This window comes from Entomospira culicis (genome assembly GCF_028748145.1).
Classification (GTDB): Bacteria; Spirochaetota; Spirochaetia; order WRBN01; family WRBN01; genus Entomospira; species Entomospira culicis.
This window is the reverse complement of sequence record NZ_CP118181.1, coordinates 113733-135083: the sequence shown is the minus strand read 5'-3', so window position 1 is coordinate 135083 and position 21351 is coordinate 113733. Positions and strand designations below refer to the sequence as shown.

Annotated in this window: 17 protein-coding genes; 4 read left to right on the top strand and 13 right to left on the bottom strand. The window is 47.4% G+C overall.

Going from position 1 to position 21351, the window contains the following annotated elements; genetic code table 11:
* Nucleotides 1-26: 26 nt before the first annotated feature.
* On the bottom strand, nt 27-3092 hold the full coding sequence (locus PVA46_RS00620; protein ID WP_167694841.1) for an LPS-assembly protein LptD: 3066 nt from the start codon (nt 3090-3092) through the stop codon (nt 27-29).
* A 73-nt stretch (nt 3093-3165) separates the two neighbouring features.
* On the opposite strand from PVA46_RS00620, the gene lysS reads away from it, so the two are divergent.
* The 3 genes from lysS (at nt 3166) to PVA46_RS00605 (ending at nt 6634) form a co-directional block, all read left to right on the top strand.
* Nucleotides 3166-4767, top strand: a complete 1602-nt coding sequence (lysS, locus tag PVA46_RS00615; RefSeq protein WP_167696230.1) for a lysine--tRNA ligase — start codon at nt 3166-3168, stop codon at nt 4765-4767.
* 90 nt (nt 4768-4857) lie between these two features.
* Entirely contained in the window at nt 4858-5982 is a 1125-nt protein-coding gene (locus PVA46_RS00610) for an AI-2E family transporter (protein WP_167694839.1), read from the top strand.
* The gene (locus PVA46_RS00605; RefSeq protein WP_167694836.1) at nt 5972-6634 is read left to right on the top strand and encodes an HAD family hydrolase; all 663 of its coding nucleotides are present in this window, start codon (nt 5972-5974) and stop codon (nt 6632-6634) included. Before PVA46_RS00610 ends, PVA46_RS00605 begins: the two co-directional genes overlap by 11 nt.
* A gap of 19 nt (nt 6635-6653) precedes the next feature.
* On the opposite strand, the gene PVA46_RS00600 is transcribed toward PVA46_RS00605, so the two are convergent.
* The 10 genes from PVA46_RS00600 to PVA46_RS00555 are packed head-to-tail and all read right to left on the bottom strand — an operon-like array spanning nt 6654 to nt 16369.
* Nucleotides 6654-7823 (bottom strand): RsmB/NOP family class I SAM-dependent RNA methyltransferase, encoded by a 1170-nt coding sequence (locus tag PVA46_RS00600; RefSeq protein ID WP_167694834.1) that lies wholly within the window; start codon nt 7821-7823, stop codon nt 6654-6656.
* Nucleotides 7824-7840: 17 nt separating this feature from the next.
* A complete protein-coding gene (hpt, locus tag PVA46_RS00595; protein WP_212603833.1) occupies nt 7841-8371 on the bottom strand; it encodes a hypoxanthine phosphoribosyltransferase in 531 nt (176 codons plus the stop codon).
* A gap of 56 nt (nt 8372-8427) precedes the next feature.
* Complete coding sequence (gene cdaA / locus PVA46_RS00590; RefSeq protein ID WP_167694833.1) at nt 8428-9240, bottom strand: diadenylate cyclase CdaA; 813 nt, start codon at nt 9238-9240, stop codon at nt 8428-8430.
* 9 nt (nt 9241-9249) lie between these two features.
* A complete protein-coding gene (locus PVA46_RS00585) occupies nt 9250-10728 on the bottom strand; it encodes a hypothetical protein (RefSeq protein WP_167694831.1) in 1479 nt (492 codons plus the stop codon).
* A 36-nt stretch (nt 10729-10764) separates the two neighbouring features.
* Nucleotides 10765-11190: a hypothetical protein gene (locus PVA46_RS00580; RefSeq protein ID WP_167694829.1), complete on the bottom strand. Its 426-nt coding sequence runs from the start codon at nt 11188-11190 to the stop codon at nt 10765-10767.
* Nucleotides 11191-11241: 51 nt separating this feature from the next.
* Nucleotides 11242-12504, bottom strand: a complete 1263-nt coding sequence (locus PVA46_RS00575) for a DegT/DnrJ/EryC1/StrS family aminotransferase (protein WP_212603832.1) — start codon at nt 12502-12504, stop codon at nt 11242-11244.
* Nucleotides 12476-13258 carry a hypothetical protein gene (locus tag PVA46_RS00570; protein ID WP_167694828.1) on the bottom strand — a complete coding sequence of 261 codons (783 nt, stop codon included), beginning with the start codon at nt 13256-13258 and terminating at the stop codon, nt 12476-12478. The genes PVA46_RS00575 and PVA46_RS00570 overlap by 29 nt, the downstream gene beginning before the upstream one ends.
* Before the next feature lie 9 nt (nt 13259-13267).
* Entirely contained in the window at nt 13268-14944 is a 1677-nt protein-coding gene (gene recN / locus PVA46_RS00565; RefSeq protein ID WP_167694826.1) for a DNA repair protein RecN, read from the bottom strand.
* Nucleotides 14929-15831, bottom strand: a complete 903-nt coding sequence (locus PVA46_RS00560; protein ID WP_167694824.1) for an NAD(+)/NADH kinase — start codon at nt 15829-15831, stop codon at nt 14929-14931. Before PVA46_RS00560 ends, recN begins: the two co-directional genes overlap by 16 nt.
* Nucleotides 15832-15844: 13 nt before the next feature.
* A complete protein-coding gene (locus PVA46_RS00555; RefSeq protein ID WP_167696225.1) occupies nt 15845-16369 on the bottom strand; it encodes a chemotaxis protein CheW in 525 nt (174 codons plus the stop codon).
* Nucleotides 16370-16652: 283 nt separating this feature from the next.
* Between PVA46_RS00555 and PVA46_RS00550 the strand changes: the two genes are divergently transcribed.
* The gene (locus PVA46_RS00550) at nt 16653-17090 is read left to right on the top strand and encodes a rod-binding protein (RefSeq protein WP_167694822.1); all 438 of its coding nucleotides are present in this window, start codon (nt 16653-16655) and stop codon (nt 17088-17090) included.
* 381 nt (nt 17091-17471) lie between these two features.
* On the opposite strand, the gene greA is transcribed toward PVA46_RS00550, so the two are convergent.
* Both greA and PVA46_RS00540 read right to left on the bottom strand, forming a co-directional pair.
* Complete coding sequence (gene greA / locus PVA46_RS00545; RefSeq protein WP_167694820.1) at nt 17472-20186, bottom strand: transcription elongation factor GreA; 2715 nt, start codon at nt 20184-20186, stop codon at nt 17472-17474.
* A gap of 19 nt (nt 20187-20205) precedes the next feature.
* Nucleotides 20206-21342, bottom strand: a complete 1137-nt coding sequence (locus PVA46_RS00540) for a tetratricopeptide repeat protein (RefSeq protein ID WP_167694818.1) — start codon at nt 21340-21342, stop codon at nt 20206-20208.
* Between the last annotated feature and the right edge of the window lie 9 nt (nt 21343-21351).

Below are 21351 nucleotides of genomic sequence, written 5' to 3'. Positions count from 1 at the left end.
ATCCGAATGCCTATTTTGTCAAAAGTTTAGTCCGGCGGAAAGTTAGACCAACGTCCTTGATCATCAAGCCGGCTACCGTGAGCAATTGCTGGAATCGGACGCCACTTAATGACAAGCTCCAGCTGTTGTTGCCAGCCTGCCATCCACACTCCTGTATTACTATATAGTTGCCCTGGATTACCTCGGTACTTCATGGTGATCGTCCAATCGGGAAGTTGCCAAGCGAACCCCACCTGCACCACGCCAATTTTAAAGGGCGATAGTCGACGCAGATCGGTATTACTAAACGCAAAGGAGTTGCCTAAATCTCGCCAAAACGACGGCTTCGTGGTGATGCCCAACGTCTCGCGCATAAAATTGAAGTAGGTATACATCGCCATATTGTAGGAGAGCGTCGATAAACTAAGCGTGAACTGTTCCGCGATGCGCCAATCTAAACGCAGGCCAATCTCAAAGGTGGTCTCGGTATACTCTACCAAGTCTAAACGCAACTCCCCCACCACCGAGAGATCCCACGAGGTAAAATTACGCTCCATCCAGCCATAGTTATTAGAGCCCAACAAAGGTTGATCGAGCTTGGCATAAAAATATGACGGCTGAAACGCAATCGCTGCCCGTCCCTGCTCATCCAAATTCATCTGCCAAATATAGCTAGATTGATCCCACGTTAAGAGTTCGCGCTCCTGCCAAATGAACCCTACCTTTAAACCAAAAAGACGAATCGCGCTCTCCAGATACTCCATTCCTTTACGAAAATCAACCCGCACATCGGCATACAATCCCACATACTTCCACGGTTCATACTGGCTCTTGAGACCCCAACCATAGCGCTGATTATCCTGCAAATCCAACTCATTAAAATAAAAATAGCTCTCGGTGCGCCAGTCGTACCAGTCGACCCCAACACCTGCCTTAATCTCACCGGTCAACTCATTGCGTTGGTTCACTGTGCGATAGATATGTTGCCCCTGCACGCTCGCATACGCCCAATAAAGTCCCGTATCGTACTGCAGAAGACCATTAAGGCGATGGTTACGAAACGAGGCATGCCAACGATTCGTCCGTTGTCCCTGATCCACATTGTAGACATTCTCAAAAAAGTCTAACTGCGCCTGATAACTAACATTGCTCTTGCCCCAATACGTATCGCTCTCAAACGGGCGCGAATTTACCTGCCATAAGCTACCCAGTCGCACCTGCGTAAGACGCTCCATCTGTACTTGTTGGGCATCACTTATCGCATCCGTGAAGGCAAAGGTCTGATGCGTAGCATCTTGCGTAAAGGCGCTAGTAAGCATCACCTTTCTTGCCCAATCAAACTTAAAGCCCACCTCACTGCGATTGGAAAAGAGATTTTGCCAAGTCAACGGCGCTTTCCAGTCGACCAACGGAATCGACGACCGATTATCAATACGCCTCGCAAAGAGACGCTCCTCTACGCGCGCATTATAATAAAAATCCCAACGATAACTCTTCCAATCTACCTTCGACTCATTGGCTGAAGACTCTGCCTCTTCACCCTCATCCTCTTCGGTTACCTCATCAATACTCTCCTCATCACCCTCCTCCGTGATCTCTTCTTCACTCATCTCCTCCTCGTCTTCCGTCTGCCATATATTGCTCTTCTCCATGTTTTTGGAGAGAATCGGCACTTCTCCGCGCACACTCACACCAGTGTTAAATGCATTAAGCGTACGCAACGCGTAAAAGTGGCTCGAGGCCGCATATACCGAGGGCGCTTCGGCATTGGAACGAGGTTCTAAAATCAACTCACTGTTCGCATATAAAATATTGATCTCATCTAAGCCCGTCAAACCAATGGCAAAACGACGACTATAACGTAAATAAGTCTCACTCACCGCATTGGCTTGAGGCACCAGATCCCAAGGTTGAGAGCCGAGCGCGATAAAGCCAAAGAGATCCGCACCCACCCGACGGTACATAAAAAAATCCGTACGAAAGCGCGGATCACTAAAGAGATCGAAACGAAACCGCAGGTTACTCACCTCGCCTTGTAACTGCGCACCATAGCGAAAAGGCACGCGTCGCCCAAAAAAGTAGCCATGCTCTCGCAACGTCTTCCCATCAGGGCCGGCCACGGTCAAATCATTAAATGTCGTACGCGTAAAAGCCACGCCCACTTTATACTCAATATTTGCCCAGTCAAAACCACCCCACAAGCCCGTCATCACGCCATCACGGCCATAATAATCCACCATCAACGAAAGGTAGCCAGCACGCTTGTGCTTCTCCTCCTCTCCCGTAAGGTTAAAGCTGAAAATCCCCAAATTCGCAGCCTCTGGCGGTTTTCCCCACAGATGCGTCGTGGTATTAATCACCGTACCATGGATATTTGAGTAGCCAAAGACAGGGTTAAAAAAGAGAATTTGATCGTTGTGATAATAGTACGGAAAGTAGAGAATCGGCACGCGCCCCATATACAATAGCGGATTCTTCACCACCCAGCTATTATCCGCCAAGACCCAGACCGCCTGTGCGCGCAAACTCCAATACGGATCGTCTAATTGCGACGTAGCTACCTGAAAATCCTCAATGGTTACACTACCACTAGCGCTCTTGGTGATGGCGGAAGATTTATAGAAGAACTGCATCTCATCAAACAGACTAATATCACTGCCATCATAACTACTCCAAACACCCGTTACTAAACCGGTCAAATTATCGCTCTCAAAGAGCAACTGCTCCGCCTCAAAGCGCTGCGTAATACCCACACCTGCGACCTCATACTGCACATTACCCGATGCAAAAATGAGCCCACCACTTTTGTTGATACGTACCAGATCCGCACGAATCGTATGGCTCACCCCATTCTCTTCAATCGTGATGACCACGCCACCGCGAAGCTCAAGAACCTCCTGCGCCAACTCGCCAATTTTGCCTGCAAAAAATTCTCGCGCTTGCTCAATGGTTACCCGACGCCGTCTCGGCTCGCCCTCATCTGCAACCACCGCCTGCGGATCAGAAGCCTCATCCTCGACAATCGCATCTTCTGCTGTCTGCCCAAAGAGACTCACACCCATCAAGAGCATCAAGCCAAGATGTATCCACTGCCCCCACTTCTTACGCCTCATAACTTACTCATCGGTCGATTTCCCCCAAAACTACTTGTCAATTTACGCAATTTTAGCTATAATTACTCCCATGATGACACGAGAAGAACGAACCTTAGCCGGCCATTGGGCAGACATTTGGGCCGATCGTATTGTACGCGAACGTGGGGAAAAAGATCAATACACCTGCGCCTCGGGTATCACCCCCAGTGGCACTGTCCACATCGGTAACTTTAGAGAAATTATCAGCACACAGCTAGTCTACCAAGCCCTCAAAGATCTAGGCAAAGACGCCCGATTCCTCTATAGCTGGGACGACTACGACGTCTTTCGTAAAGTACCCAAAAATATGCCTAAACAGGAACTTCTCGCCCAGTATCTGCGCAAACCTATCGACGCCGTCCCCGACGTCTACGGCAAAGAAGAGAGCTACGCCCGCGCCAATGAGGTCTATGTCGAGGAGCTCCTCCCGCTTGTTGGCATCAATCCAACATACCTCTATCAATCCAAAAAGTACCGCGCCCACCACTACGCCGAGCAGATGCGTATCGCCCTGCAAGCGCGCGAGGCAATCCGCGCCCAACTCAACACCCACCGCACGCATGATTTAGAAGAGGCATGGTTTCCCATCAGCATCTTCTGCGAGGCTTGTGAGCGCGATCAGACCACCGTTGAGGCTTATGATGGCGAGTATCATATCACCTACACCTGCCAAAGTTGTAACCATCACGCCACCACCGACATCCGCACCTCCTCTTCCGTCAAACTGCCATGGCGTATCGATTGGCCGATGCGTTGGGCATACGAACAGGTCGACTTCGAGCCCGCCGGTAAAGATCACCACAGCGAAGGCGGGAGCTTCGACACCGCACGCCTAACCTCTCAAGAGACCTACAATTGGCCGGCGCCCGTAACCTTTATGTACGAATTTGTCAGCATTAAAGGAGGCACCGGCAAAATTTCCTCCTCTGGAGGCGAGGTCATCGACCTAAGCGACTGCCTAGAAATTTATCAACCCGAGATCGTCCGCTACCTCTTTGCAGGCACGCGTACCAACGCCTCTTTTGCTATCAGCTTCGATCTTGACGTTATTAAGATATACGAGGATTACGACCGCTGTGAGCGTAGCTACTATCAACAAAAACCTGCTTCCCTCGAGGACAAAAAATTCAAAAAGTGGGCGAAAGAAGCGCGCATTTACGAGCTTAGCCAGCTGGATAAACCCGAAGCCACCATGCCCTATCAAGTGCCCTTTCGCCACCTCACCACCCTCTTACAAATCCATGCAGGCGACATCGAGGCGACCCTCGCCCACCTCCACGACCTCCCCGTGCATCAGCGCGATAAGGTAAAAACCCGTGCCATCTGCGCGTGGAACTGGATTCAAAATTGCGCTCCAGCCGAATTTACCTTTACCCTACAAACAACCAAACCCGCCGACTGGCAATTAAATAGCGTCGAACAAGCCATCCTCACCCGTCTTATCGCCATTCTCCCCGCACTCGATATCGACAACGAAGAGACCTTTGGCATCAAACTCTACAACATCGCCAAAGAGATGGAAATCGATAGCGCGCTCATGTTTACCACCATTTATCGCGCCCTACTAGGACAAGAAAAAGGTCCCAGACTCATCAATTTTCTCTTCACTCTAGGAAAAACGCGGTTGCAAGAGCTCCTTCGTTTATACCAGTAAAAGAAGATGACCAAAATCACTTGCTTTTATCAGCATTAACGCTTATACTAGGAAGTGCCTAACACAACGGTAGCTATAGGAGGATTGTTTATGCTATCACCTTCGGGTAAAATGCCCAAATCAGGATCGATCTCGTTAATTGTACTGGCAGTATTGGCCGTTGCCTACACCTTGCACTTTCTCTCTTCTGTCTTTATTCCGATTATTGTAGCGCTACTCTTTGCCGCCTTCTTAGAGCCAATCGTGCGCAAGATGGTTGCCATCAAAATTCCTCGCATCCTTGCTATCATTTTGGCAGTAAGCATTTCTTTACTTATTATAGCCCTATTACTCCTCATTGTGATTGCCAGCCTCTCGGAGTTTTTTAGCTATATTGCTAACCTCACTCCGCGTGCTACGATCATGATTAATGACTTATTAGAATCGGACTTTTTAACCAACACCCTAGCTCACTTTAATATCGATCAAGAAGCAGTACGCCAAACATTCTCCATCTCTGCGCTACTCAATCGTTTCATTAGCGAACTCTCCACCACGATTCTCAACTTTACCAACTCTGGACTTACCTTCTTCTCCTCTGTCTTTATGATCACCCTCTTCAGTGTCTTCTTTTTGATGGAATCCCATGACTTTTCCAGTGTAGTCCTTCACGTAATGGGTAGCCAATCCGCCAAGAATTTTTCTGATCTTGGCGAGGAAATTTCCGTACAGATCGGGCGCTATCTTTACGTAAAAACACTAGTAAGTATCATGACAGGGGTTGCCATCTTCATTGTCGCATCTATTACTGGTCTCAAATTTGCCATGATGTGGGGTCTGCTTGGCTTCTTGCTCAACTATATTCCTGTCATCGGTTCGGCAGTGGTGGTTATCGGTATTATCCTCGCATCGATTTTACAATTTTATAGCATGCCCGTTCCGCTCTTTACAAATCTTATCGCCATGCCTCTTATTCAAGTCATCTTCGGTAACATCATCGACCCACGCATGCAAGGCAAATCACTCGATATCAGCCCCTCTCTGGTGCTTATTAGTCTTTCGATTTGGGGCGCAATTTGGGGCATTCCTGGCATGTTCTTGAGTATTCCCGCCACTGTTCTTATCAAAATTATTCTCCACAAATTTGATAGCACCCGTAATCTTGCCAAGCTCATGGGGCTTAAGCGTCAAGAAATTATTATAGAAACAAAAGAGGAGCCAAAGCATGGCAATTAACACCCTTATTTTTGATTTTGATGGCACACTCGTCGACTCCGAGATGGCGCACACCTTAGCCACCCACGCCTTTCTTCAAAGCCTAAGCGTGGGCGCTCCTGCTGGAAATTTTGTCGGGAAAGGTCTGCTCGACTTCTTGCAAGCCCTCAAAGCCACCCATCCATCATTACCCCACACCATCGAAGAACTGGTCGAACGCTTTGAAGATGCCTTCATGAAGATTGCACCCAATCACGTCCATCCCTATCCAAAAACCATCGCACTTGCCAAACAAGCCAAGGAAAGAGGCTATACCATCGCCATTGCCAGTGGCTCGCACCTCACATTACTAAAAAAAGTCTCCAAGCTCTTTGGTATCGATACCATTTTTGGCGATGCCTACTACTCCTCTGAGGACGACCCCGCCGGAAAACCTTCCCCCGATCTCTTCCTACGCGTAGCCAAAATTCTACAAGTATCCCCAGACAAAGCCCTCGTACTAGAAGATAGCTACCCCGGTTATATGGCCGCACAAAACGCCAACATGCCCGTGCTCATGCTCCCCGACCCACGCTTTAGTAGTCAGCATACCTTCGACAACGCCGACCTTCTCTTTGATACGCCTCATAACCTCGATATCGATACGGTCTTTACCTACTGTGAAACACATTAAACGCATAGCATGATGCAGGTTAGCTCTTTTTGAGCAAGCAGGCAAAGAAGAGGTCGCCGCCATTAACTTGAGGAGCAATACGTAGATACGGGTAACTTTCTGGTATGAGAAGATGCTCGATAGCCTCATGATTGATACCAAGGATTTGGCAATTTTCTCTTAATCGTCTTTCTGCAGGAACAATAGAAAATTGACTAGTTTTGGCTAAAAAGCGTTCAATCACATCCTCATTCTCGATAGGATAGAGGCTACAAGTAATATAGAGAAGCTCCCCTCCGCTCTCGACCAATTTACCCGCTTGCAAAAGAATATCGAGTTGCTTATCGCTCAAGGTTTTCACTTGGGATTGCCCAAAACGATAGCGATCTTCAGGGTTGCGTCGCCATACGCCACTGCCCGAGCAAGGTGCGTCAACGACTACCAGCGGATAGAGACTCTTCGCAAGCTCTTTTTGACTCTTCCAGCGAAACTTAATGCCAGCGCGCTTGGCACGCTCAACCACGGTCGCTTTAAGCTCTTGGCGAATATCACTCGCAGTGAGTTCAATATGCGGCCAGATCGTTGCCATCGCAATACCTTTTCCGCCGTAGCCTGCACAGTAGTCTAAAATTTTAGAGGTTTGTTGCGAAACGAAAAGCGCCATCAATTGCGAAGAGTGATCTTGCACGTCAAAAAAGATATCCGCCTCATCACGGATTCTACCGCGCACCCAGAGCGCACTTGACATCAACAAAGGATCAACTTGCACCCCACGCTCTATTAAATGCTCTCTCACGACATCGCTCGCATTCCGTCGTAAAAGCACCAACAGCGTCGTCGGCGCGCGCCCCTGCACATAATCAATCAATGCATCCAAACGCTCACTATACACTGCCTCAATCTGACGAAAACCCCAATCATCCACCGAGAGAAGCAAGCGTTGTTGCTCGCGTTTCTCTAACGATTGCCACCAAGAACGATAAACATCATCCACGCTATCTTCATAGTGCATAACAATTAATGTAAGAATATCCATACCAATACTTCGACTAGCTTGTTGCAGTAAGATACGATAGCGTAGATAATGGTAAAAATAATCCATGACCAAAAACCTTGCCTCTTTGGTTAAATGATAGCGACGGATACGCCGTTTAAAAAGGAGATCAGCTTTACCAAATCCGCGCTCAAAGGCTTCGATTAAGTCGGGCAATACATGCTCATCAAGACTCACTGCGGATCGCTCAAGACACCAATATAAGGTAAATTGCGATAACGTTGCTGGTAATCTAGCCCATAGCCCACCACAAAGAGATCCTCAATGGTGAAGCCCACATAATCCGCCTCAATCTCCACCAACCGGCGAGAAGGCTTATCCAGCAATGCACAGACTTCAATGCTCCTAGGATTGCCCTCGCTAATCATCTCTTTAAGCTTCTTTAGAGTACGCCCCGTATCAACAATATCCTCCACAATTAACACCGGACGATGCGTAATCTGGGTCGTCATGCCATGCACAACCTGCAGTTGCCCACTGGTGAGACCACCATGATAACTAGCAACGCTAATAAAATCGACCTCTAAAGGTAAATCAATTTCGCGCATGAGATCTGCCACAAAGAGAATTGATCCCTTAAGTGTGCAGATAATGACTAAATCCTTCTCTTCTTTATAGCGTTGTGTCAGCTCTGCGCCTAACTCGGTAATACGTTTTTTTAAGGTTGGAGCTGTAATGAATGGTTCTGTTTGTGCAAAAAACAAGTTATTACCTCACATTCTATCATAAATAAGAGTTTAGTGTAGCCTTTTTTTTCATTTTATTCAAGCCTTTCGACAAAAAAGTTACGAAAATCATCCTCATTGGCTTGGTTCTGCAAAAGAGAACGAACGAGATTTTTGAGCTCATCCACTTTACGATCATAATAAAGTACGCCCTCAACGGCGAGACTAATCGCCCCACTCTCCTCACTCACAATTAAGACAAGTGCGTCGCTCTCTTCACTAACGCCCAGCGCCGCCCGATGGCGCGTACCAAAACTTTTACGTAAATTATCCTGCTTACTTAAAGGCAAAAAGCAACCCGCAGCCATAATCCGTCCATGATGAATAATCACCGCGCCATCGTGTAATAACGTATCATGCGCAAAAATTGTCGTTAAGAGCGCGCCGGATACCTCCGCCTCTAAACGCGTGCCCGTATCGGCAATGTCGCGTAAGGTCAATGTTCGCGTAAAGACCACCAAAGCACCACGTCGTTGTTCGGCCAGAGAAGCAAGTGAAGTGAAAATCATATCAACCTTCTCCGCCGAGGCCTCCTGCTCACGACGACTCCACCCCTGACGCCCAATCTTCGCCAACATCTTTCGCAATTCCGGCTGAAAAATTAGTGCCACCGCAATAATTAGAAAAGGGCTAATCAGGCGATAAATCCACAGCAACGTTTCTAGCTGAAAGAGGTATGCCACCAAAAATATCGCCAAAGGACCACGAATTCCACGAAAAAGAGATTGACCATAGCTACGTAAAACATATCGATAAAAGTAATAAAATATTGCCGATAAGATACCAATGTCCAGTAATGGACGCAAAAAATTCCTAAAAAAGAGCGTCTCATTAAGCCAACTATCCATGCGGATATCCTAAGAACGCTGGCTCTTAACCGAAACTAAGAAGGAATCTCTCACGCCATTTAAGCGCAGTTGATGCTCCACCGCTCCTAACTCATCGGCTTTTAAGGGTCCTACTAAGAGACGATTCATCATCCCAAGTCGTCCATAGGTTCCGGTGATCACTAGCGGTAAATTAGCGCGATGACGCTCGATCTGGGCACGTAACTTTAATGGTTGAATCGTCGCAAAGACTTGAATATAAAAACCCTCTTCCAGTTCAGCTTGCCAATAAGGCGCTAAAAATTGTTGATCAATCAGGGGCAAGGTACTCCAAGGATTATCCAGAATCGGTTTAGGATCTGGGGTAATCGGATCTTTGGGCTTATCACTGCCCGAGGGTAAGATATCTTCATCCTTGCCATCTACGCCATCCAAGTGAGGTCCATCTACAGGATGCCAATCGTCCTTGGGCTTACCACTGCCCGAGGGTAAGAGATCTTCATCCTTGCCATCTACACCATCTAAGTGAGGCCCATCTACAGGATGCCAGTCGTCCTTGGGCTTATCACTACCAGATGGTAAGAGATCTTCCCCCGTGCCATCTACACCATCTAAGTGAGGTCCATCTACAGGATGCCAGTCGTCCTTGGGCTTATCACTACCAGATGGTAAGAGATCTTCCCCCGTGCCATCTACACCATCTAAGTGAGGTCCATCAATGATATCATACTCCCATTCCTCATCGGAAGAATCACCTGTGGCCGGCGATGGAACTAGCGTAATCAACGCAACACTATTAGGATCGGAGCGTTGGGGAGCACCATTGGCTTCCGCAGAAGGCAAGGATCCATCATCCGAATGCTCATCGGTCGGCGTAGAATTTTCCGTATCTGTTGCACCCGTATCTCCACTCTTATCATCTCCTTCATCAGGAATCGGACGCGGCCCTGGATTTCGGCTCCAACTACGCACGCGCTCCTCGGTATTCGTGCGATCGCCCTCAGTAAACCAACGACTTCCCGTCATCGTGCGCTCTTGGGGATTATCTCGTACAACCGCATCGGCGTTATTCTTATCAGGTAAGGGCGGATTCTCCACAGGCGGAGTAACCGGCGGTGTGGTAGTATCCTCTGTTAGGGGATTCTCTATGGGAGGATCAACCGCATCTGGGGTAGTGTCCTCTATAGTATCATCTGTAGAAGGATTACCTTCATCAGATGTCCTATCCTTCGTCTCTTCCTCAATCTCATCAATCACCTCATTGGGGTCAATAACTTCATCACTGCCTGCAGGTGGTCGCGCCTCGGCATCCTCAATAATCACCTCAATCTCGGGTTCACCAAAAAAGTCAAAAGAGGCTAGGCGCGCCACGACAAATCTTGGATAAAAACTCGCCTCTTCCTCTTGGCTCTGTCCCGAGAGAACCATAAACCCACCAAAGAGCAGAAAACCCAAGCCCAAGAGAGCTAGATAATGTTTAATATGTACCCATTCGACATTGATTTGCATGTTACCCTTACACTCTTGCGCCAATTTTTCGTCTCTCTATCCTAAGCCTAACGTACGAGTCTGCTCGGTTAAAAAAGGATCAAGTCTCTTCATTAAGCGAGATAACGTTGCGGTATCGCGCACATTTAGAGACTCCTTCACTTCACCAATAAGCTGACCATTAATTGTATACATCATCAAAAGAAAATCACCATTACTTCTTACATTCCAGAGAATAAATGCGCTCGCACCCATCTGTTGAGCCATATACTGCGCAAGCTCTATCCCCACCTGATCGATAGGGTTCTGCTCACTTAAAGCCAAGATGCCTTTCTCAAAAAACCACTCCGAAATAGCAAGTTCGATGTCATTTGCGAGGGCGCTGGCACTACCACTACCAGACTGTTTCACCAATAAGACCTTACCAAAAGCCGATTGCATTGAGATCACAATCGCCAAAAATAGCCATCCAATTCGTTTCATCTGCTCAACTCCACTTTGTATATCGACAAGCAAGAAAGAATGATCAAGATACTAGCGTAGATTTTTCACAATTTGTGCTAAATTTTCTCCCACATAGCTCAATTGCTCCTCGCTCATGGTGTTAAAGAGGGGCAGACTCATGACCTGTTGATAGCGTTGCATGGCCTGTAAAAAATCATTATCTCTGCCTAAATCGTTAAATGCCGTCATTAAATGTAAAGGTTTAAAATGAACATTGCAAACGATGCCTGCTTCTGCCATCTGCGTGATGATGCGATTACGTTCTTGGATATCTTTTATAGGCAGGCAAACAAGCGCAAGGTGGTAGGAGCTTTGGTACTCATCCGCCTCATCCCAAGCCGGTAAAGAGATAGGAGAAGGGAGCATCTGGCGATACGATTGATAGAGCGTTTTTCGACGTGATAAGGTCTGGGCGTAGCGACCAAGTTGACTGCGTCCCAAGGCCGCCATGATATCAGGCATGTTGCATTTATAGCCCGAAAAGAGAATATCATACTCCCAGCCATTGCCCTGTGCCTTGGCAAGCGCATCCTTATTCTGTCCATGCAACGACCAAAGCATCACTTCACGGTAGATAGTTTCCGCATCCACACCAAAGAGCGAATGGAAAGAGAGCGCCCCACCCTCAGCCGTGGTGAGATTCTTTACCGCATGAAACGAGAAGGCGCTAAAATCGGCTAAACTGCCACTCTTACGCCCATAATATTGCGCACCCAAACTGTGCGCCGCATCGGCAATTAAGGTGATACGATCGGCATGGTTAAAGAGACGGCTCTTAGGTAAACCAGAAAACGAAGCTCGATGCGCCTCGATAACGCGATAAAGCGCATCATAGTCGCAAGGATAGCCTCCAATATCCACCGCAATAATCGCCTTGGTTTTGGGTGTGATGGCGCGATCAACCGCCGTGATATCGAGATTATAACCATCATGCGCGATATCCACCAAAATGGGTGTTGCCCCCACATGACGAATCACATTGACCGTGGCCGCGTAGGTATACACCGAGGTAATCACCTCGTCGCCTGCGCCAATGCCCAAAAGACGCAAAGTAATCTCCATTCCCGCCGTAGCCGAGTTGAGCACTGCCACCCGCGCCCCTGACATCCAGTCCGAAAGCTCACGCTCAAATTGCTTAGCCTGCGCGCCCGTGGTAATCCAACCCGACCGCAACACATCACTTACCGCAAGAATATCTTCTTCGGTAATCTCTGGGGGAGAGAAAGGCACCTTCGTCATCACATGTTGCTCCTTAAGATCGATACTAACGTTGATCGGTGAGTGCTTTTGCACGCCAAAGCTCAATTTTACGCACCTGTGCCTCTTGCTCTTTTTGCTCATTCAAGGCGATATGCAACTGCTTAAGTACCTCTAACACCCGAATTGCCTTGTCCATATCGGTGTTGATGCGCGTAATTTCATACTTCATGCGAAAGCCATCGGCAACATCACTCAGATAGGTTTTCAATTGCATCAAATAGCTCTTACGTTCGTAAACATTTTCCGCTCTAATATCGAGATTTTGTACAAGGTTCTTAAAGTTGAAGGCATTTTTATAAATCAACGCAAGCTCATAGGAGAGATCTAACACGCTCCAGTGCCAGCGACTCTGCACATCAAAGAAGTGATCGAGGTAATCAAGATAAAATCCCGTACGTGCTACCAGTTTATAGCCGGTAAACTCCTCAATTTCAGCATGCGCCTTGGCACGCACATCCTTCTCATCGTAGAGAAAGTCTTGCGAAGTAGAGAAAATCTTGGCAAGGTAGTCTACCGAGAGCGCCAAATACTTACGTGCCGACTTCAAAATCGTCTCATTGCTTGTCGTAAAAATAGCGTGATAAATCTGATTTTGAACAATGTAATAACTAGCAATACTCAAACTTAAGCGCAAGCCTTCCATATAGTCTGCCATCTCAGGCGCTGCCTTTTGCCCAAGTTCTGTTAAAAATTTGCGTTCAATCATAAGCATCCGATCAACCATAGTCCGATATCCAGCCGACTTCTTCAAAAAGACCTTATGATTAGTAACACTCTTTTTTTCCATTCTCTTCCCCTATCCATCATGCGAGTTCAACAACGATCGGGCATGCTCAAGGGCATGGTCTCCGGTATTTCCGCTTAGCATTCTTGCTATCTCCTCCACACGTTGCTCATGAGTCATTGTATGGATATTCGTTCTAGTATGATCATCGACCACTTCTTTTTCGATCTTGAGCTGAGATTGTGCAGCCGCAGCGATGGAGGCTAGGTGGGTGATACAGATGACCTGTTTTTTTTGTGCCAAACGACGCATGTGCTTAGCCACTTGCACCGCGACCTCACCACCAATACCGGTATCAATCTCATCAAAAATAAGGCAGTCAACCTCTTCTTGGCTCGCCAGCACACTCTTGAGGATCAAGAGAATACGGCTACTCTCACCGCCTGAAGCCACCTCTTTAAGCGGTTTGAGCGGTTCGCCAGCGTTGGCACTAAAAAGAAAGGCAACTTCATCCGCGCCTGTCGAGCCAATCACCCGATCGCCTGCACGATTTTTACGCGGAGCTACCGATACCACCAAGCGCGCATGAGGCAAACTTACCTCGCCCAAGAGCTTCTCCATCTCTTCTTCCAAGTACCGTGCACTACTCTCGCGCTGTTGCGTAATTACCAGCGTCTTTTGACGTAATTCTTGCTCAAGCGCCTCGATTTCACTCTCTAACTCTACCTGCAGATGCTCGGCATTATTCTGTTCACCAAGCTCTATCTCAATATCTTGATAGTATTTAAGCAAGCCCGCCAGATGCCCGCTACCATACTTCTTCTCCAACCGTTGATACTCCATGAGCTTGGCCTGCACGCGATCCAACTCATCAGGCGAACCCATTAGCGTATCTTGTAGAAGGGAAAAGGAGTCGCTGACATCCTCCACTTCCAAAATCGCGCCCTCTAACCGCTTCTCCAACTCACGACTCTCACTATCTTCCAGATGCTTAAGGAGATGCCTCGCCTCTTTGAGACCTAAAATCAAGCCACTATTGCCACGCATCATGGCATGAAAACGCTGAAGTGTCTGCTGAATACGCTCGCGATTCTCCAATTGATTCGCCCGTGCTAAGAGTTCGTCCTTCTCCTCTTGACTAGGCTTTAGCTCGCCAATCTCCTCGTATGCCTTCTCTCGATAAATACGATCGGCAAGGTCGGTCTCTGCCTGCTCGCGCATGAGTTTAAGTTGCTCTTTTTTGGTGCGTAAAAGCGTAAACTGCTGGCTAAAGAGTTGCACATCCTCTTGAATTTTCGCCACCCGATCCAACAAAAGTCGCTGATTCTCTTGATTATAAAGTGATTGATGCTCATGTTGCCCGTGCATATCAAAAAGCAACGCCGAAATCTCTTGTAGCTGTTCGCGCGTAATACGTGCGCCATTAGCATAAATCGAGGAATTGCCCTTCACCCGCACCACCCGTCGCAACTCTAAGCAATCATCACCCACATCAATATCTAAGTCTGATAAGAGCGCGCGCACCATGGGATGATCGCCTAATCGTACCACGCCGATCACCTCCGCTTCCTCACTGCCATGGCGAATAAACTGCGTATTACTCTTCTCCCCTAACAATAACCCTAAGGCATTCACTAACAACGATTTACCTGCTCCTGTCTCACCGGTAAGTGCGGTAAAGCCATGCTCAAATATCACGGAAACTTGATCCAATAATGCGTAATTTTTAACCCTTAACTCTTGCAACATACCGATGCTCCTGGGTATAAAGTAAACCATCCCAATTTTTTTTGTAGCGCCTGATAAAAAAGCGCCTCACGTTGCTCGCCCACTGCCCATAACACTCTCTCACTAGCCAACCCAAGACGAAATTCCCACGCCCCCGAGGCAATCTCCACCCCCTCACCATCACGCAAGAGAAGCAAACCATCCTCACTTGCCACCTCCACCCAAACCACGTCCGCCTCATCAAAGATAATCGGACGTGCCGAGAGATCAAAAGGAGCAATCGCCTGCAATAGCAAAACCTTTGCACTAGGTGAGATAATCGGTGCACCAAGCGTCAAACTATACCCCGTAGAACCCGTCGGGGTCGATAAGACCAGCCCCTCCGCACGCACACGCATTGTTGGGCTACTCCCCACCTTAAACGTCATCGCAAGGAGCTTCCGTCCTACCGAGGTGATCGCCACCTCATTAATCGCTAAAAGCCGTTGCGCGAATTTCTCTTGTTGATAAACTTCCATCGCTAACATAGGCGCAGAAAGAAAAGGCAATTTACCCGATAAAAAATCATCAATTGCCTCTTGCCAAGAGACCGCACCATGTTCAGCCAAAAATCCCACCGTACCTGCATGAATCGCCAAAATCGGGATAGCCAAAGCATGCAAGCAGAGGCTCGCGCGCAAGATGGTGCCGTCGCCACCAAGGACGATTGCAAGGGAAGAAGCGTCACTAGCTTCAGCTGTATAGATATTCAATTGACTAAGCGAGAGCACAGTAATCGAACACGCATCTTTAGACAAAAGAAACGTATGCACCGCCGAAAGAAGATGCGTGGCTTTCATCTTTTCATTATAAATAAGCAATATCTGCATGGTTGATCGAGAAGATGCCTCACCCAGCGGATGAATCACAACCTACTCCAAGCTACCGAGACTTCGCCTGCGGATATTGATCTAGCTCCTCTTCACTTGCCGACTTAAAGGAGCGAAGCATGCGCAAGCGTCCAAGCTCCTTCACATCAAAGAGGCGATCGATATCCAGAATCACTAGATACCCCGCATCTTGAGGGCTAACCCCCTCGATATACTCGGCGCCAATATTGGTGATCATCTGCGGTGGTGGCTGAATCGTAGCGCGATCAACATCCATCACACTCAAGATTTTATCGATAATGACACCTACCTTCATTCCAGATAAGTTAATAATCACAAAGCCCGAGAGCATCGCATCATCCTCACTAAGCAGAGCCTTTGCGATACCAAAGCGTCGATGTAAATTGATGATAGGAATAATCTCGCCACGCAAATTGAGTACACCCTCAATGTAGGCTGGGGCGTGCGGAATAGGGCGAACGGTATGATTGGAATAAATTTCCTTTACATGCATGATGTCAATGCCGTAACGCTCTTCACCTAGCTGAAAAGTAACAAGCTGTTTTTTATCGCTCATCCCCTTGGCTTTATTATTGCTCATTCCCCTAGCTTTGTTTGAATTTGAACTCATTTTCCACTCCTTTCGTAACATCATCCACGCTAAGACGTCATCATCAAGGCCTTATTTATGTTATGTAACTATCTTGCTAATATACTCTGACTCTATTATACCAAAAATCGCCCCCTTTTGACTAGTGCTAATTGCCCTAAAGCCAGACAAAATTGTGCTCTTTTTTGCTTATTTTATAATTGATTGATTACCTATAAAGGTTTTTTTGCTTTTATCCGATAAAATCGATATGAAGATAGAGTCCTTTTCCCGTAACGCACTAGGCGAGGAGCAGAGTAAAAGTGAGGAGCAATACACCAAAAATCTGCAAAAACTCACCGATCTCTCGCAAGCCGAGTACGATTTAACCACGATGTCGCAAGCCGAAATCGATAAGCTTAAAGAAACCACCCGTGGCATCGAGCAGATCTTTGTCAAAATGCTCACCGACCAGATGCGCAAGAGCATCCAACGCCCCCAAAGCGACTCCGCCTCGCTAGGGCAGAGTAAAGATCTCTTTGAGGAGATGCTCTACGACGAGTATGGCAAAAAGCTCACCGAGCAACATAGCTTTGGCATCGCCGACACCCTCTTTCGCCAACTCACCACCCCCGTCGTCCGCCCGCAAGACCTCGAGCGCCTCTACCAAAACCAAATCAACACCCAAGCCAAGCCGAACCCCGAATAATACAACCTGCCCCGCTAGGAGAACATTTCGAACTCGCAGTCAACCTCTGGACAATCTCTAGCTTTGTTGCACCTATTTTAGCATCAATAAGCCTTTGTTTCTTTCCCGCGAAAAAGCACTGGCTCTAGCTTATTCCCCTCTTTACAATTTTGGTTCAGCCGATATGCTTTATTATTAATTGGATGTTTCCCACCACCCTCACTATCTCTTTTTTTACCCAAAGCTTCTTCGATCTAAACTCAATCATAATCATCCTCCGTACCCTCCTATTGAGCGAAGCCTTGCTCTTTATCCTTCTTTTGCCTATTCCTTTCTTCTTTTTTAAGCCATAAAAAAGCTACCCAAAATGGGTAGCTTTCATCTATATAACCAAGAATGTTCTTAGAATTTGGTAGGAGTAATCTCCAACACTTCATAGTGGTAGTGGCGGTCGTTGATGGTGAATTCGCAGGTATCGCCCACCTTTTTGCCCAGTAATTTCATGGCAAAGGGAGCTTGGTAGGAGATAATCTTCTTATCGGGGTTACTCTCCCACGGGCCAAGAATCGTGTAGGTCTCTTTACGCTTGCCCTCGATAGGTTGCAGCGTAACCACCACGCCAAAGCCAATCATGCTAGCGTCAACTTGATCGGGCGTGAAGAGGCGCGCCTGTTCGATATCTTTTTGCAAGCGTCCAACCTCCATCTGGAGCTGATTCTGCATCTCTTTACCACTGATATACTCGGCGTTCTCTTTAAGGTCGCCCTTCTTAATCGCCTCGCCAATTTCAGCAGAGTTGCGAGGAATTTCCACCTCCAAAATCTCTTTAAGGCGATGTTGCTTCTGGTGATAAGATTTCTCCGTAACCCACAAGACATCAGTAGCCATACGGCGCGGGTGCATCACTTCGCTCTCACTAGAACTCTTCTTTACCACCTCAAGATCAAGCGATGGATAGCGTGCCAAGATCATTGTCTTAACCAACTCGACATCCTTCTCTTCTACCCCGCGCATTTCACGCAAGAGGGCAAAGAGACGCGAGGCGATCTTTTCACTAGATTCCTCGAGGAAGGTCTCTAAATGACCATCTTTGAAGAGCCAACCGAAGGTCAAACGGTAGATACGCTTACTCTGAATAAGATCTTTCTTAGCTTGCACGTTGCGCGCCGAAATATCGACCAAGTGGAGCATCGCAAAGACCACACGTTCGCGATCGATGCCAAAGCGCTCAAAGCGCCCCTCATCGAGCTGAAGGTAAGAGATCAGCGACCAGAAGGCATCAAAATGGCTACGATAACGATCCAAAATCGTCTGGAACACCGCCTTAATATCCTCTTCGCGATGGCTAGCCAGCAAGTCATCCACCATCGACGCAGAAGGCTGTAAGGGTAACAGCGCCAAGTAGACCTCTTGCCAATGCTCCACATAGCGCTTTACATTAATCAGGAATTCATGGCGATAGCCATCGCCCTCGATGCCCATAAAGAGCGGTTCAATATCCAAAACTGTGTCAAAAAAATCTTTAAAATTATACGGAATATTGGTATCCAGCGAGAGCCCCATCTTCGTAATACGTTGAATAAGCAGATAGCTCATAATGGTATAGAGATCGACGTGCGCATCGCTACGTACATACGAGTAAAAGTACTTGTACATCTCCTGCAGATACTCACTTTCGGTGTCGCACTCTTCAATAAATTGCTCAAAGATGGCAAGCTTTTTAAAGAAATTTTCCTCACCCTTAAAGCGATTCCACTCTTTCTCCTCAAAGCTGATTGGGGTATTGCGTAGGGTATAGGCGTCAACTTTACTGCCGTCGTTCCCAAAAATATCCACCGTCTTGGTCAAACGACGCGCCTCATTACTCCACGTGCTCCACTCACTTTGCGTAAAGAGCGAGGGGACAAGTTCGGCCTTGATGCGTTTAAAGTCGGTCCTACCGCCATTGCTTCCGGCCAAAATCGTCAACGCCCAGATCATCTCAGACTTAATCTTTGCACGCAGCTTCTCCTTGGGCATCGTCGCCTTTAACACCCAAATATGGTGCTTATCCAGCCCCATCAAGCTAGTGGTGGCCATATCGAGCGCCATTTTGTGTCCGCGCTGTTTGGCAAAGTCGATTAGCACCTCGTCCTCAGTGATGCTCCGCACACGCCCCACACCCCAGTTGCGGTGGTAGACAAACTTGCCCTTATCCAAACTGATATGCTTATCAAAACTCTCCAGCGCCTCGGTGATAGGACGCCAATTTTGTGCCAAACAAGAGATCTTCAAGACCTCTTCTAAGCGAGAGTGCTCGGAATACTTCTGGCGATAGGCATCGACCAAATCACGACGGGCAATATTGTCCTTCGCATTCATCGAGAGGATCTTTTTGAGCTGAACAATCGCTAAATCGATCTGATCTTGCTTGCGCAAATGCAGATAGTACTCACGGATAAATTCGGAGGCACGCAAAGGATCAATCGTGCTCTCCACCTTGAGGATAATCGCATTGAAAACATCGTAAGCGCGTGGATCAAGAGCGAGTAACTTCACCCAGCTCTCATGAATACCCTGCACATGTTTACGGTGAATATAACGAAAAATCGCTTTTTTATAAAGAGCAATCGCGCTCTTTAGCTCACCGCGCCCTTCGTAGATTTGTGCCAGCTGAAACGCAACCGTCGCATTATTATAATCAACCTTAACCAATCGCTCTAAAACAGCAAAGTACTCATCCTCTTGCCCCGCCTGTAGATAGCGCTCGGCAAGATACTCCAGTGCACTCTTATTCTCGCCATAAGAGAGCATGCGATGACATAGATGCTCGACCACCGGCAGACGACCTTTTTGATAAAAGAGACTAATCAACTCCAAGAAGTCTGCCTCTTCCAACAACTGTTCACGCCACGCCAAAAGACCACCCAGATAAAGAGCCGTAATGCTCTGCTTGTGATTCTTCAACCACTCATCGCAGTGCTCACGCACCTGTTCAACTGCCTCCTTCTCGGTTATCTGCTCGATAAGGGCATCAATGCTCTCAAAACGGCTGATGGTAAAGTCGTTTATCGAGGCGCTTGTCCAACTCTCTTCTTCCAATAACTGCTGCACACGATCCAACAAAGGGTCTGTCATTCCACTCTCCACGTTTTTCTCACAACTTGTATTTTTTATAAACTCTTTCATCTAAAAATTTAATCTCAAATAGCACTTTCTCGATATTTTGACGCGTTACTTGCGCATCTACCTGATTGGCAACGAAGTAGTCGATAAGCCAAAAGAGGCGATAAATCAAGCGTGGCACGAGAAAGCCACGCTTTTCTGGATGCTCCTCCACCTGCGCGCGCAAGGCGTGGATACTATGATTAAGCCTTGCATACTCGCTATTGCTAAGCTCTCGACTGGTATCAAAGAGACCGAAAACCACGCCGTAAACGGCCATCCACTCAGCAAGATAGGTTTCAGGTAAATGCAGTTCACGCGTCTTTTGACGCAACTGCTTAATCATCACCGACTCTAAATTATCCATTAAAATCCGATCAGCACCATGAAAAAAAGCCTCTCTAAAGAGAATTTTGGCGCGCCCCTCTTCGTCGATAATGGCGTAACAATCAGCGAGTTCGGCAAGGGCGGAGGGATTTTTTGCATCCAGCTCCAAAACCAAGGCATAAATATCGATAGCTTCATCGTAATCGCCCCGGTATTTATAAGCTCTAGCCAAGGCAAAAGCATACTGTGCATCTTGCTCTAAACGCGGGTGTGTCTTAAGCTGTTCAATGACGTTGCCAAAGACTTGCATACGCACCACGTGGATCACCCGATCAAGCACGAGGGTATCGGACCGCACGATGTTTTTATAGAAATTGAGCCACGCCTCATAGGTGGCAGGGAAGAGCTCCAAGAGGGGTAGATGACGAAGCTTTTTCAGACGCGCATCCCAAAAATCGCAGGTCTTTACCATGAGCGAGGGCAGGCGACTATCAAGGTCGATAAAAATAGCCTTTTGCATGATCTCGCTAGCCGATGCGTAATTACCTTGTTGTATCTCACGCAATGCTTCCTCATAAAATGTATTGAGGGTAGGCTGATCAGGAGAAGAGTCATCGGCAGAGGGCTCGATATTTGGTGAAAATTCTTGATTTTCTGGTAAAGGTTTTTCTGCTACTTGACGACTACTTTGTAGTAGTGAGTCGTTGAGGAGGTGGTTAAAGTCAATTTTTTTCAAATCGATATGCGTCTTTTCAAGGGGCTGTGACTGGTTATAATCGAATTTTTCTTTTTGATCACGCATCGTATCTCC

Bases quoted from the DNA above. Each gene is read 5' to 3' on its own strand.
- PVA46_RS00620 (WP_167694841.1), bottom strand. From the start codon at position 3,092: ATGAGGCGTAAGAAGTGGGGGCAGTGGATACATCTTGGCTTGATGCTC.
- lysS (WP_167696230.1), top strand. From the start codon at position 3,166: ATGACACGAGAAGAACGAACCTTAGCCGGCCATTGGGCAGACATTTGG.
- PVA46_RS00610 (WP_167694839.1), top strand. From the start codon at position 4,858: ATGCTATCACCTTCGGGTAAAATGCCCAAATCAGGATCGATCTCGTTA.
- PVA46_RS00605 (WP_167694836.1), top strand. From the start codon at position 5,972: ATGGCAATTAACACCCTTATTTTTGATTTTGATGGCACACTCGTCGAC.
- cdaA (WP_167694833.1), bottom strand. From the start codon at position 9,240: ATGGATAGTTGGCTTAATGAGACGCTCTTTTTTAGGAATTTTTTGCGT.
- PVA46_RS00585 (WP_167694831.1), bottom strand. From the start codon at position 10,728: ATGCAAATCAATGTCGAATGGGTACATATTAAACATTATCTAGCTCTC.
- PVA46_RS00580 (WP_167694829.1), bottom strand. From the start codon at position 11,190: ATGAAACGAATTGGATGGCTATTTTTGGCGATTGTGATCTCAATGCAA.
- PVA46_RS00570 (WP_167694828.1), bottom strand. From the start codon at position 13,258: ATGGAAAAAAAGAGTGTTACTAATCATAAGGTCTTTTTGAAGAAGTCG.
- recN (WP_167694826.1), bottom strand. From the start codon at position 14,944: ATGTTGCAAGAGTTAAGGGTTAAAAATTACGCATTATTGGATCAAGTT.
- PVA46_RS00555 (WP_167696225.1), bottom strand. From the start codon at position 16,369: ATGAGCGATAAAAAACAGCTTGTTACTTTTCAGCTAGGTGAAGAGCGT.
- PVA46_RS00550 (WP_167694822.1), top strand. From the start codon at position 16,653: ATGAAGATAGAGTCCTTTTCCCGTAACGCACTAGGCGAGGAGCAGAGT.
- greA (WP_167694820.1), bottom strand. From the start codon at position 20,186: ATGACAGACCCTTTGTTGGATCGTGTGCAGCAGTTATTGGAAGAAGAG.
- PVA46_RS00540 (WP_167694818.1), bottom strand. From the start codon at position 21,342: ATGCGTGATCAAAAAGAAAAATTCGATTATAACCAGTCACAGCCCCTT.